The following is a 12,349-nucleotide window of genomic DNA, read 5'->3' on the forward strand; positions in this document are numbered from 1 at the left end:
ACAAAAGTCCGGGGTGAGACTGAGACTGGTGGAGGACCCTACCGGGGAGGTGCCGGGGATGCCGGAGTTGTCGCAGGAGACCGAGCGCGGGCGGACGGACCGGCCTTTCGGGTGGGCCGAGGTGACCGGTCCGTCGATGGTGCCCACGCTGTACCACGGGGACCTGCTCGTGGTGGCGCACCGGGGCCGGGTCAGGCCCGGGGAGGTGGTCGTGCTGCGGCACCCGTTCCAGCAGGACCTGCTCGTCGTCAAGCGGGCCGCGGAGCGCCGCGAGGGCGGCTGGTGGGTGCTCGGCGACAACGCGTACGCCGGCGGTGACAGCACCGACTACGGCGTCGTGCCCGACGAGCTGATCCTGGGCAGGGTCCGGCTGCGCTACCGGCCGCGCAAGCCGGATCAGCGCTCGCCGCTGGCGCTGGCGCGCTGGGCGTTCTCTGCGGTGCGGCCGGTGTTCGCCGCCCGGTCGGCCTCCAGGCGTTTGCGGGCGCGGTAGGCGGCGACGTTGGCGCGGGTCGCGCAGCGGTCCGAGCAGTAGCGCCGGGAGCGGTTGGTGGAGGTGTCGAGGTAGGCGTTGCGGCACGGCGCCGCCTCGCACAGGCCCAGCCGGTCCACGCCGTACTCGGTGAGGTGGAACGCCAGGCCCATCGCCGCGATGGCCGCGTAGCCCGCGGTCGCGTTCGACGGGTGGTCCGCGAGGTGCATGTGCCACAGGGGGCGGCCGTCGTCGTCCCGGAAGTCGTGGCCGGAGATCTGCGGGCTCACCGGGAACTCCAGCAGGAGCGAGTTCAGCAGGTTGACCGCCAGCGACTCGTCGCCGCCGTCCGCCGCCTCGAAGACCGCCCGCAGCCGCGCGCGGACCGATCGGAAGCGGGTGACGTCGGCGTCGGTGGCCCGGCGGGCCGCCTCCTGGCTGACGCCGAACAGGTCGCGGACGGCCTCGACCGAGGTCAGCGAGTCCTTGCCCCGGGCCGGGTCCTCGCTGTTGACGAGCCGTACGGCGTAGTCCGAGTAATAGGCCAGTTCCACTTGTAGTCCTTACGGAGGCGTTCTATCGTCGTGGTGCGGTCGGGTAACAGCTGATCGTGCTTCCAGGGTATTACGTGATCTGCGCTACGGAGGGGCTCGATGACGGACACGGACAGGGACACGGACAGGGACGCCACCACGACCGCCGACTGGCTCGCCTGGCAGAAGAGCTGGGACCGGCAGCAGGAGTGGTACATGCCCGACCGCGAGGAACGCTTCCGGATCATGCTCGACATGGTCGAGGCCCTCGTCGGCCCCGCTCCGCGCGTGCTCGATCTCGCCTGCGGCACGGGAAGTATCACGGCCCGGCTGTTCGCCCGGTTCCCCGACGCCACCAGTACCGGTGTCGACCTCGACCCCGCGCTCCTCGCCATCGCCGAGGGCACCTTCGCGAACGACGAGCGGGTCTCCTTCGTCACGGCCGACCTCAAGGACCCGCACTGGCCGGCGAAGCTGCCGCATGACTCCTACGACGCCGTCCTGACCGCCACGGCCCTGCACTGGCTGCACCGTGAACCCCTCGCGGCCCTCTACGGTCAGGTCGCGGAGCTGGTCCGCGACGGCGGTGTCTTCCTGAACGCGGACCACATGATCGACGAGTCGACGCCCAGGATCAACGCTGCCGAGCGCGCCCAGCGCCACACCCGCATGGATCAGGCCAAGGCGGACGGCGCCCTCGACTGGTCCGAGTGGTGGCAGCTGGCCGCCAAGGACCCGGTGCTGGCCGGGCCGACGGCCCGCCGCTTCGCGATCTACGGCGAGCACGCCGACGGCGACATGCCGTCCCCCGCGTGGCACGCGCGCGTCCTGCGCGAGAAGGGGTTCGGGGAGGCCCGGCCGGTGTGGTGCTCGCCCTCGGACGCGCTGGTGCTCGCCGTGAAGTAGCCCGTGCGGGAGGGGACCCGGAGGCGGTACGGGGAATTCGCAGGGCCGGACCCATGGCGAAGGGGCGGTACGAGGATCTCGTACCGCCCCTTCACCGTCGTACCGTCAGAGCACCTTGGACAGGAACGCCTGCGTCCGCTCGTGCTGCGGGTTGGTCAGGACCTCGCGCGGGTCGCCGGACTCGACGACCACGCCGCCGTCCATGAAGACCAGGCTGTCGCCGACCTCACGGGCGAAGCCCATCTCGTGGGTGACGACGACCATCGTCATGCCCGACTCGGCGAGGTCGCGCATGACGTCGAGGACGTCACCGACCAGCTCCGGGTCGAGGGCCGAGGTCGGCTCGTCGAACAGCATCAGCTTCGGGTCCATGGCCAGCGCACGGGCGATCGCCACGCGTTGCTGCTGGCCGCCGGAGAGCTGGGAGGGGTAGTTCCCGGCCTTGTCGGCGAGGCCGACGCGGTCGAGGAGCTCGCGCGCACGGTCCTTGGCCTGGCCCTTGCTCACGCCCTTGACCTGGATCGGCGCCTCCATGACGTTCTCCAGGGCCGTCATGTGCGGGAACAGGTTGAAGCGCTGGAACACCATGCCGATGTCCCGCCGCTGGAGGGCGACCTCGCTGTCCTTGAGCTCGTACAGCTTGTCGCCCTTCTGGCGGTAGCCGACCAGCTCACCGTCGACGTACAGCCGACCGGCGTTGATCTTCTCCAGGTGGTTGATGCACCTGAGGAACGTCGACTTGCCGGAGCCCGAGGGGCCGATGAGGCAGAACACCTCGCCCGTCTGCACCTCCAGGTCGATGCCCTGGAGGACCTGTACGGCGCCGAAGGACTTGTGGACGCCCTCGGCCTTCACCATGGCGGTCATGCCCCAGCACCCCTTTCGCGACCCAGTCCGAGCATGTTCGCCTTGATCTTCTGCCACGGCGTCGCCGGCAGGCTCCGGGTCGAGCCGCGGGCGTAGTGCCGCTCCAGGTAGTACTGGAAGACGCTGAACACGCTGGTCATGACCAGGTACCAGATGCACGCCACGAACAGCATCTCCATCACCGCGTACGAGGTGGAGCCGATCGTGGAGGTGGCGCGCAGCAGTTCGTTGTACGTCACCGCGTACACCAGCGACGAGGTCTTCAGCATGTTGATGAACTCGTTGCCGGTCGGCGGCACGATCACCCGCATCGCCTGCGGGATCACGATGCGGCGCAGGGTCTTCGCGTGGCTCATGCCGAGCGCGTGCGAGGCCTCGGTCTGGCCCTCGTCGACGGCCATCAGACCGGCGCGGCAGATCTCCGCCATGTACGCCGCCTCGTTCAGGCCCAGACCCAGCAGGGCGGCCATGAACGGGGTCATGACGTCGACCATCTCGTCCTTGTAGATCGGACCGAGATTCAGCACGGGGAAGATCAGCGCCAGGTTGAACCACAGCAGCAGCTGGACATAGACCGGCGTGCCGCGGAAGAACCAGATGTAGACCCAGGCCACCCAGCTCGTCACCGGGTTCTTGGACAGGCGCATCACGGCCAGGATCACGCCGAGGACCACGCCCATGACCATGGCCAGGACGCTGATCAGCAGGGTGCGGCCGGCGCCCGCGAGGACCGTGGAGTCGAAGACGTAGTCGCCGACGGCGTTCCACTGGATCTTCTCGGCGCTGGCGAACGCGTTGATCAGCAGGGCCACCAGGGCCAGCACGACGACACCGCTGACCCAGCGGCCGTAGTGCCGTACCGGAATGGCCTTGATCGCCTCCGGCGGGATGGCCCCGCCGTCCTTGGAGACGGCGGCCGACGGGTTGGCGTCGGCCGGCTCCTTGTCGAACTTGTCAGTCACTGTGACTGCCCTTCAGTCTTGCCCGGGACGGTCACTTGCCGCCGTTGATCGCGGCCTTGTCGATCGCGCCGGACTCGGCGCCCCACTTCTCAAGGATCTTCTTGTACGTGCCGTCCTCGATGATGGCGTTGACGGCCTCTTCGAGGGCCGCGGTGAGCTCCTTGTTGTCCTTGTTCACCGCGATGCCGAACGGACCGGCGTCGACCTGCTCGCCGACGACCTCGAAGTCGTTGCCGCCGCCGGCCTTGCGGGCCAGGTCGACCGCGACCGGGTAGTCGTTGACACCGGCGACGGCGCCGCCCGACTTCACACGCGTCTGGGCCTCGGTGTCGTTCTCGAACGACTCGATGTTGATCTTCTTCTTGCCGCCGTCCGTGCAGGCCTTGGACTGGTCCTGAAGCGCCTTCTCGTACGTCGTGCCGCGCTGCACGGCAGCCGTCTGGCCGCAGAGGTCCGCGATCGAGTTGATGTTCTTCGGGTTGCCCTTCTGGACGTACACGGCGGTGCCGGCCACGAAGTAGTCGACGAAGTCGACACCCGGGCCGAGCTTCTTGCCCTTGTCGTCCAGGCCCTCCTGGCGCTGCTTGTTGTCCGTGATGGAGGACATGGCGACGTCGTAGCGGCCGGAGTTCAGGGCGGTGATCAGGCCGTCGAAGGAGCCGGAGGTGAACTGGAATTCGACACCCAGCTTCTCGCCGAGCGCGGCGGCGATGTCGGGGTCGACACCGACGATCTTGCCGCCCTCCTGGAACTCCATCGGGGCGTACTCGGCGTTCGTGCCGGCCTTGATGACACCGGCGTCCTGGATCTTCTTGGGCAGCTTGTCGAACAGCGGGGCCGCGCTGGTCTTGCCGGTCTCCTTGGTGCCCTCGTCGCTGCCGCCGTTGCTGGTCTGGTCACCGCAGCCGGTGAGAATCAGGGCGCCTGCGACCGCGATCGAGCCGACCGCTGCGAGCCGGGAGCGTGCTGCGGTGGTACGACGGGTGGTGCGTGCGGTCATGGTGGGTTCCTCCGGCGGATGGGTGGAGTTGCCGATGGGGCCGGCTCCTGCCATGGGGACCGGCAGGGGCCTTGGTTTCCTAGGTCGACGAGAGCACACACCTTCGAGTGCCGCGACCTCGTGTGATTACGGCATCTTGCCATTCGGACTAAGGCATTCAGGGCGCCCGTCATGTCAAAATCGGATAACGGGTTACCCCCGAACCGCCGCAGGTCGGTACATCCTGACCGCACCTTCTGCGGGAATCTGCCCTTCCGGCCGGAAGATCTTCGGTGCATCTCGGGATGCGGACCGCGCGTGCGCGGTTTTTGTGGTCGACGGTTGTTCTTCGCGGTGTCTGGTGTCGATTGTCCGCTTATCTGGTCACGAATCACACCGGTGTCATCGTCGGGTTGTGTCTGATTCGTGTCCGTCGGTGGGGGTGTTTCCATTCCCGTCATGTGATCTTGCACGTATTGGACTCGTCGTCAGTGCGGTCCGTCCGGTAAGAAGGTTCTTTACACCCCTCATCCGGGGCTCAGGGCGCGTGTGCGGCGCGCCCGTCGCGTATGGGCCGTACGTCGGACGTCGTACGTATCCACGAGCAGGGCCATGCGCGGTCCCGCCCACTTCTCACCAGGAGTGGTCCCACCCTCAAACCATGAACACTTAAGGGGTCAGACAAAGTGGCAGCGGAGATTGTCAATCCTCGCAGCGGAAGCAATACCGATCAGGACGGCGGGGCCGAGCCCCTCGATTCCTTCGATCCCGCGTTCGCGCTGCACCGCGGCGGCAAGATGGCCGTGCAGGCCACCGTGCCGGTCCGCGACAAGGACGACCTGTCCCTGGCGTACACGCCCGGCGTCGCGAAGGTGTGCAGCGCGATCGCCGACCAGCCGGAGCTGGTGCACGACTACACCTGGAAGTCCTCCGTCGTCGCCGTCGTGACCGACGGTACGGCCGTGCTGGGGCTCGGCGACATCGGGCCCGAGGCCTCCCTTCCCGTGATGGAGGGGAAGGCGATCCTGTTCAAGCAGTTCGGTGGCGTCGACGCCGTGCCGATCGCTCTCGCCTGCACCGGTGTCGACGAGATCGTCGACACCGTGGTGCGGCTCGCGCCGTCCTTCGGTGGTGTGAATCTGGAGGACATCTCGGCGCCCCGGTGCTTCGAGATCGAGCGCAAGCTCCAGGAGCGCCTGGACATCCCGGTCTTCCATGACGACCAGCACGGCACGGCCGTCGTGACGCTGGCCGCGCTGCGGAACGCCGCCCGGCTGACCGGGAAGGGCCTCGGCGATCTGCGCGCCGTCATCTCCGGTGCCGGCGCCGCCGGTGTCGCCATCGCGAAGATGCTGGTCGAGGCGGGCATCGGGGACGTCGCGGTGGCCGACCGCAAGGGCATCGTGTCGGCGGACCGGGACGACCTGACCTCGGTCAAGCGGGAGCTCGCCGGGTTCACGAACAAGGCCGGCATCACCGGGTCGCTGGAGACGGCCCTGGCGGGTGCCGACGTCTTCATCGGCGTGTCCGGCGGAACGGTGCCGGAGGAGGCGGTCGCCTCCATGGCCGAGGGAGCCTTCGTGTTCGCCATGGCCAACCCGAACCCCGAGGTGCACCCGGACGTCGCGCACAAGTACGCGGCGGTCGTGGCCACCGGCCGGTCGGACTTCCCGAACCAGATCAACAACGTGCTGGCCTTCCCCGGGATCTTCGCGGGCGCGCTCCAGGTGCGGGCGTCCCGGATCACCGAGGGCATGAAGATCGCCGCGGCCGAGGCGCTGGCGTCGGTCGTCGGCGACGACCTCGCCGCGGACTACGTGATCCCCTCGCCGTTCGACGAGCGGGTGGCGCCGGCGGTCACGGCCGCGGTCGCCGCCGCGGCCCGTGCGGAGGGCGTCGCGCGCCGGTGACGCCGCGCGGCTGACGTGAGAGGGATGGCCTCGCCCGGTCGGGCGAGGCCATTTCTCTTGCCCGGGGTGAGGCCGTTCGGGTGGGCGCCCATGCCCGATGCCTTGGCAAGAGGGCGTGTCTCACAGGGCGCCGTGGTTCCGTCGGCCGACGGCGGAGCCTATCGTCAAGGTCATGTTCGCTGTCTACGCCGCCCGAATCGACCGCGACCAGCCGCTCTCCGGATTGGAGTTGGGGGAGCGACCGGCCCCCGAGGCCCGTCCCGGCTGGAGTTCCGTCCAAGTGAAGGCCGCCTCGCTCAACCATCACGACCTGTGGTCCCTGCGGGGCGTGGGCCTCGCGGAGGACAAGCTGCCGATGATCCTCGGTTGCGACGCCGCCGGTGTCGACGAGGACGGCAACGAGGTCGTCCTGCACTCCGTGATCGGACAGAGCGGTCACGGCGTGGGGCCCAAGGAGCCCCGGTCCATACTGACCGAGCGGTACCAGGGCACCTTCGCCGAGCAGGTCGCCGTGCCGACCTGGAACATCCTGCCCAAGCCCAAGGAGCTCTCGTTCGCCGAGGCCGCGTGCTTGCCGACGGCCTGGCTGACCGCCTACCGGATGCTGTTCACCAACGCGGGTGTACGGCCCGGGGATTCGGTGCTGGTGCAGGGAGCCGGAGGCGGCGTCGCCACGGCCGCCATCGCGCTCGGGAAGGCCGCGGGACTGCGGGTCTTCGCGACCAGCCGGGACGAGGCCAAGCGCAAGCGGGCCCTGGAGCTGGGGGCGGTGGAGGCCGTCGAGTCGGGGGCCCGGCTGCCGCAGCGGGTCGACGCCGTGATCGAGACGGTGGGCGCGGCCACCTGGTCGCACTCCGTGAAGTCGCTCAAGCCGGGCGGCACGCTCGTCATCTCCGGTGCCACAAGTGGCGATCGGCCCTCGCACGCCGAGCTGACGCGGATCTTCTTCCTGGAGCTGAAGGTCGTCGGGTCCACGATGGGGACCAAGGACGAGCTGGAGGATCTGCTCTCCTTCTGCGCCGCCACGGGTGTGCGGCCGGTGATCGACGAGGTGCTTCCGATGGACCGGGCCCGGGAGGGCTTCGAGCGGATGGAGTCGGGCGAGCTGTTCGGAAAGGTCGTCCTCACCAACTGACGGTTCTCGCGCAGGCACTTGCGGCGGGTTCGAGGTCTTCACCTCGGGCCCGCCCTTCGTTTTGTCAATGAGGGTTGACGTGAGCCGGTGTGTCAACTTACGTTGACATCATGACCGAAGCGACAGACCTCGCCGAGCGAGCCGGTGACCGCGATCCACGGGTCGGACTGCGAGCCGTTGCCGCGTTGCGCCGGCTGCTGGAGCAGTTGGAGGCGGTGCAGGTGCGCAGTGCGCGCAATCAGGGATGGTCCTGGCAGGAGATCGCCGCGGAACTAGGGGTCAGCAGGCAGGCCGTGCACAAGAAGTACGGGAGGCGTTGATGTTCGAGCGGTTCACGAAGGATGCCCGGGCCCTGGTGACGGGGGCCGTCGAGCAGGCCGAGGGTGGTGGGGCGTCCGTCGTCGCCCCCGAGCACATGCTGCTCGCGCTGCTGGATCGAGAGGGCAGTCGCGCCTCGTTCGCACTCGCCGCGCTCGGGGGCGGGGAGTGGATCGAGTCCGTGCGGGAGGCGCTGGGGGAGGCCCGGCGGCGGGGTGGGCTGTCGCAGGCCGAGGCCGATGCGCTGGCCGGGCTGGGGATCGATGTGGGGGAGATCGTCGCGCGGGTGGAGGAGGCGCACGGGGTCGGGGCGTTGTCCGGTGACCGGCGCGGCAAGGGGGCGTGGGCGAGGTCCGGGCACCGGCCGTTCAGCCGGGACGCCAAGGACGTGCTCGTACGGGCGCTGCGGGTGGCCACTTCGCGGCGGGACCGGCACATCGGGGACGAGCACATCCTGCTGGCCCTGATCAGCCGCCCCGGCGTACCCGCCGAGGTGCTCGCCGATCGCGGGGTGACGTACGAGGCGGTGACCCGGGTGCTGTACGGCGAGGGAGAGGCCAAGGCCGGTTGAGGGGGAGTGGGGCCGAGGGGGAGTACGACTGAGGGGAGTTCGGCCGAGGGGGGACGGCCGAGGGGAGTACGGCTGACGCGCGGGTGCGTGGGCCGTACTCCTCGGTGGGTCACGTCTCGGCGTGGGCCGTACTCCCCGGTGGGTCAGGGCCTCGGCGTGCGCAGCAGTGCCCCGATGTGGGCCGCCGCCGTCGACAAGTGGCGGCGGGCGTCACGGAGTTGGTCCGCTGTCACGCCGTGGTCCCTCGCGGCGTCACGGATGTCGTCGCGGAAGCGGTCGAGCAGCCGGTCCAGGTCGCGGGCCGGGTCGCCGGTGCCGGCCTCGTGGGCCCAGGTGGGTTCGTAGTCGGCGGGGAAGTCCTCGGGGGTGTCCGAGTACTCGGGCTGCTGCTGGGGCGACTTGGGTGTGCCCTGGCGGCCGAAGCCGAACTCCTTGCCGTAGTCCCGGCCGAAGTCGCCGAACTCCTTGGCCAGTTCGCTCAGGCCCTCCCGTACACCCGTCGGCCAGTCGCCGCGGACGAAGTGGTCCTGCACGTGTTCCTGGACCCGGCGGGCGATGCGCTGGACCTCCTCCTGGGCCTGGGCCCGGGCACGGTCCTGTGCCTCCTTGGCCTGGCGCCGGGCGCGCTGGGCCTCGTCACGGGCGCGGCGGCTCTCGTCCTTGGCGCGGCGGGCCTGTTCCTTCCACTCCTGCTTGGCCCGGCGCATCTCCTCCTTGGCGGCGCGCCACGCCTCCTTGTCGGTGTAGTCGGAGAAGTCGCCGAAGGGCGTCTCCGCCCCGGTGCCGTTCCCCTTGCGGGCCTCCGACGCAGCCGCGCGCATCTCGCGCCGCAGATCGCCCGCCGCCCCGCGGACGTCCGCCTGGATCTCGGCGGCGAGTTCGGCGACCGACTCTCGGATCTCCAGCTCCAGGTCGGCTAGTTCGCCGCTGCGATCCGCCAGTTCCGCCCGGCCCGCGTCCGTGATGGCGTACACCTTGCGGCCGCCCTCGGTGGTGTGGGTGACCAGGCCCTCGGCCTCCAGCTTGGCCAGGCGGGGGTAGACGGTGCCGGCCGACGGTGCGTACAGCCCCTGGAAGCGCTCCTCCAGCAGGCGGATCACCTCGTAGCCGTGGCGCGGGGCCTCGTCCAGCAGCTTCAGCAGATAGAGGCGGAGGCGGCCATGGGCGAACACGGGGGGCATGTCAGAGCACCTTCTTGTCGGTCGTGCCGTCGGCCGGGGCGTCGCTTGCCTCTTCGTCCTGGCCGGAGACGGAATTGTCCCCCGAGCTGTGCTGTGTGCCGTTCAACGGGTCGGTCGTCGCGTCCCCGCCTGCCTCCGGCTCCTCCCAGGCCTCCGCCTCCCACGGCTCGTCCTCCTTGGGCGGGCGGCGCAGCAGGGCGATCGAGCCGGAGACCGTCGTGGCCCGGAGCTTGCCGGTGCCGGCGCCCAGGCGGCCGGTGATCTTGTGGGCGCCCCACTGGCCGTGCACCCGCAGGCCCTCGAAGGCGTTGGAGATCGTGCCGCTCGCGGTGTTGGCCTCGACGTCGGCGTCCGCCGGGGCCGGGAGCCGGATGGCGATCTCGCCGGAGACGCTCGTCAGCCGCACGTCGGTCGGGCCGTCCGGGTCGAGGTCGATGATCATGGCGCCGCTCACGGAGTCGGCCTTCACGGAGGAACCCGAGCCCTCGACGACCGTGAGATCGCCGGAGACGGAGTTGAAGCGTAGGTCGCCGGTGACCGCCTGGGCCTCCAGGTTCCCCGAGACCGTGTCCGCGCGGACGGGGCCGGACACACCGACGAGTGTCGTGTCGCCGGTGACGCCCTTGACGACCGACGGGCCGTCGATGCCGGAGACGACCGCCCCGGCGCCGACCACGCCCACCTCGACCCGGGTGTCGGCCGGCACCGCCAGCGACACCACCGCACTGCGGCGCCAGCCCTTGCGGTCGAGCCACTTGAGGAAGCCCTTCCAGGGCAGGTCCTCGTACGCCACCGTCAGGGTGCCGCCCTCCTGGGTCACCACCAGGGGTGGGCCCTCCAGCGCGGAGACCTCCAGGCGGGCGGAACCTTCGTCCGTCCCCATGACGTTCACCGTTCCGTTGACGATGCGGACGTGCAGTTCGCTCACCGGGGCGTCGAACGTGAGCTTCCTGGGCTCGGCTACGGACCACTCGGACATGGTGCGGACCTCCTGGGCGACCGGATGCGGCCGCACGGGCCGGATCGGAACACGACACGCCATATCGCGTCTTCTGAGAAACACGATATATCGTGGCATCGGAAAGTCAAGGCACTCGTTCTGGTGATCACAAATGACGCTATGTGGACAAATCGTCCTAGCGTGTTGTCATGCCGACGGAACAGTCCCGGACCGATCGCGAGGCCCGTCCCGCCCCGGGCGCCCTGCTGCTCTGCCGTGCCGGGCCCGAGTCCGTCGCCGCCGTCGCCCGGCTGCTGCGCGAGGACATGCTGCTTGTGTCGGCCGGCGGGGAGTGGAGCGTGCTCGTCCCCGAGGGCCGGCCCTGGCTGGAGGGCGACGAACCCGTCGACCGCGTGCTCACCGGCTGGGCCTCCGCCCTCGCCGTCGGCGCGCCCTGGCCCGTCGTCGCCCTGTGGTGGGACGCCGACCGGGCCGGATACACCCTCGCCTCGGGCTTTCGCCGCCCCGTCGGCTACGTCTGGCTCGCCAACGGCACCCCGGCAGGCGAGGACGAGGCCATGCACACTTTCGCCGGCCGCCTCGGCCTCGACCCGGTCCTGGACGTGCAGTCCCTCGACGAACTGACCCGCCCCGACTCCACGGCCGACGCGACGGCACGCATGCATGGCCTGGTCGCCGTCCTCACCCGCGCGGGAGTGTCGCTGCCGGACGGCCTCACGCCCGGCGAGAGCGCCGACTCCCTCCAGGCGGCCGCCGGTATTCAGCCGCACATCCGCCTGACCGAGTGGTGGGGCTGGCGCGACGCGCTCCGCGCGGAACTGGACGCCGTCGAGGGCGGCCGCCTCGGCACCCTGCTGCCCTGGACCGGCGGCCCCCAGGCCCGGCTCCTCGCCCTGACCCAGATCGCGGCCGGTCTACCGCTCACTGCCTGGGGCGTGCGACGCCGCAGCGGTGGCTGGGTCGTGGCGGGGGCGGTGTTGCTGATGCACGGGGCGTTGGGGCTGGCGTGCAGCGCGGTACGGCCGCTGGACTGACCGGTCCGGTGTCGTGGGAGCCTGCCAGGTGGACTGACTGGCCCGAAAGTCGTGCGTGCCCGCCCGTTGGCCTGACCGCCCGACGTCGTGGGTGCCAGCCCGTTGGCCTGACCAACCCGAAAGCCGCGGCCCCGTTAGCCTGACTGGCCCGAAACAGCGAAGGGCGCCCGCAGGGAGCGCCTGGGAACAGCCCGCTCCGGACGAAGGGCATCCGTATACCTCGCCGGCCGGCTACAGGTCGTCGTCCTCGTCGTCCAGCCGCGCCAGCCACGTCGCCAGCCGCTCCACCGGTACCTCGAAGTCCGGGTTCAGGTCGACGAAGGTGCGCAGCTGCTCGGCCAGCCACTCGAAGGTGATCTCCTCCTCGCCGCGCCGCTTCTCCAGTTCTTCGATGCCTCGATCGGTGAAGTACATGCAGTGAGGATATGTCCTGGCCGCGGGCTCACGCGCCGGAGTCCCCCTGCTGCCGGACACGCCGAAAGGCCCGGCGCCGAGTCGCGAGGGACTCGGAACCGGGCCT

At 70.0% G+C, this 12,349-nt stretch carries 14 protein-coding genes; 7 read left to right on the plus strand and 7 right to left on the minus strand.

Going from position 1 to position 12,349, the window contains the following annotated elements; translation table 11 throughout:
- Window positions 1-58 precede the first annotated feature (58 nt).
- Window positions 59-493: a nickel-type superoxide dismutase maturation protease gene (sodX, locus tag ACIRD7_RS18100; protein ID WP_403454091.1), complete on the plus strand. Its 435-nt coding sequence runs from the start codon at window positions 59-61 to the stop codon at window positions 491-493.
- Here the strand turns inward: sodX and ACIRD7_RS18105 are convergent.
- The gene (locus tag ACIRD7_RS18105; protein ID WP_403454092.1) at window positions 397-1,026 is read right to left on the minus strand and encodes a CGNR zinc finger domain-containing protein; all 630 of its coding nucleotides are present in this window, start codon (window positions 1,024-1,026) and stop codon (window positions 397-399) included. The genes sodX and ACIRD7_RS18105 overlap by 97 nt on opposite strands.
- 99 nt (window positions 1,027-1,125) lie before the next feature.
- On the opposite strand from ACIRD7_RS18105, the gene ACIRD7_RS18110 reads away from it, so the two are divergent.
- On the plus strand, window positions 1,126-1,911 hold the full coding sequence (locus tag ACIRD7_RS18110; RefSeq protein WP_403454094.1) for a class I SAM-dependent methyltransferase: 786 nt from the start codon (window positions 1,126-1,128) through the stop codon (window positions 1,909-1,911).
- A gap of 105 nt (window positions 1,912-2,016) precedes the next feature.
- Here the strand turns inward: ACIRD7_RS18110 and ACIRD7_RS18115 are convergent, their stop codons facing one another.
- The 3 genes from ACIRD7_RS18115 to ACIRD7_RS18125 are packed head-to-tail and all read right to left on the minus strand — an operon-like array spanning window position 2,017 to window position 4,740.
- Complete coding sequence (locus tag ACIRD7_RS18115) at window positions 2,017-2,778, minus strand: amino acid ABC transporter ATP-binding protein (RefSeq protein ID WP_403454097.1); 762 nt, start codon at window positions 2,776-2,778, stop codon at window positions 2,017-2,019.
- Window positions 2,775-3,740 (minus strand): amino acid ABC transporter permease, encoded by a 966-nt coding sequence (locus ACIRD7_RS18120; protein ID WP_403454099.1) that lies wholly within the window; start codon window positions 3,738-3,740, stop codon window positions 2,775-2,777. The genes ACIRD7_RS18115 and ACIRD7_RS18120 overlap by 4 nt, the downstream gene beginning before the upstream one ends.
- Window positions 3,741-3,771: 31 nt before the next feature.
- Window positions 3,772-4,740, minus strand: a complete 969-nt coding sequence (locus ACIRD7_RS18125) for an ABC transporter substrate-binding protein (protein WP_403454101.1) — start codon at window positions 4,738-4,740, stop codon at window positions 3,772-3,774.
- A gap of 665 nt (window positions 4,741-5,405) precedes the next feature.
- Here ACIRD7_RS18125 and ACIRD7_RS18130 point away from each other — a divergent pair.
- From ACIRD7_RS18130 to ACIRD7_RS18145, 4 genes are all read left to right on the plus strand, one after another.
- Complete coding sequence (locus tag ACIRD7_RS18130) at window positions 5,406-6,629, plus strand: NADP-dependent malic enzyme (RefSeq protein ID WP_403454103.1); 1,224 nt, start codon at window positions 5,406-5,408, stop codon at window positions 6,627-6,629.
- 172 nt (window positions 6,630-6,801) lie between these two features.
- Window positions 6,802-7,764 (plus strand): zinc-binding dehydrogenase, encoded by a 963-nt coding sequence (locus ACIRD7_RS18135; protein WP_403454106.1) that lies wholly within the window; start codon window positions 6,802-6,804, stop codon window positions 7,762-7,764.
- A 110-nt stretch (window positions 7,765-7,874) separates the two neighbouring features.
- Window positions 7,875-8,084 (plus strand): helix-turn-helix domain-containing protein, encoded by a 210-nt coding sequence (locus ACIRD7_RS18140; RefSeq protein WP_003997975.1) that lies wholly within the window; start codon window positions 7,875-7,877, stop codon window positions 8,082-8,084.
- Window positions 8,084-8,653 carry a Clp protease N-terminal domain-containing protein gene (locus ACIRD7_RS18145; protein ID WP_403454109.1) on the plus strand — a complete coding sequence of 190 codons (570 nt, stop codon included), beginning with the start codon at window positions 8,084-8,086 and terminating at the stop codon, window positions 8,651-8,653. The genes ACIRD7_RS18140 and ACIRD7_RS18145 overlap by 1 nt, the downstream gene beginning before the upstream one ends.
- 143 nt (window positions 8,654-8,796) lie before the next feature.
- Here ACIRD7_RS18145 and ACIRD7_RS18150 read toward each other — a convergent pair whose 3' ends face one another.
- Together ACIRD7_RS18150 and ACIRD7_RS18155 are read right to left on the minus strand one after the other, a co-directional pair.
- Window positions 8,797-9,834, minus strand: a complete 1,038-nt coding sequence (locus tag ACIRD7_RS18150; RefSeq protein WP_403454112.1) for a helix-turn-helix transcriptional regulator — start codon at window positions 9,832-9,834, stop codon at window positions 8,797-8,799.
- A gap of 1 nt (window position 9,835) precedes the next feature.
- A complete protein-coding gene (locus ACIRD7_RS18155; protein ID WP_403454115.1) occupies window positions 9,836-10,813 on the minus strand; it encodes a DUF4097 family beta strand repeat-containing protein in 978 nt (325 codons plus the stop codon).
- 170 nt (window positions 10,814-10,983) lie between these two features.
- Here ACIRD7_RS18155 and ACIRD7_RS18160 point away from each other — a divergent pair, with 170 nt between their 5' ends.
- On the plus strand, window positions 10,984-11,829 hold the full coding sequence (locus ACIRD7_RS18160) for a hypothetical protein (protein WP_403454117.1): 846 nt from the start codon (window positions 10,984-10,986) through the stop codon (window positions 11,827-11,829).
- 231 nt (window positions 11,830-12,060) lie between these two features.
- On the opposite strand, the gene ACIRD7_RS18165 is transcribed toward ACIRD7_RS18160, so the two are convergent.
- Complete coding sequence (locus ACIRD7_RS18165) at window positions 12,061-12,243, minus strand: DUF6104 family protein (protein ID WP_356575099.1); 183 nt, start codon at window positions 12,241-12,243, stop codon at window positions 12,061-12,063.
- Window positions 12,244-12,349 lie beyond the last annotated feature (106 nt).

Origin of the sequence: Streptomyces sp. NPDC093568 (assembly GCF_044764945.1) — a bacterium.
GTDB lineage: Bacteria > Actinomycetota > Actinomycetes > Streptomycetales > Streptomycetaceae > Streptomyces.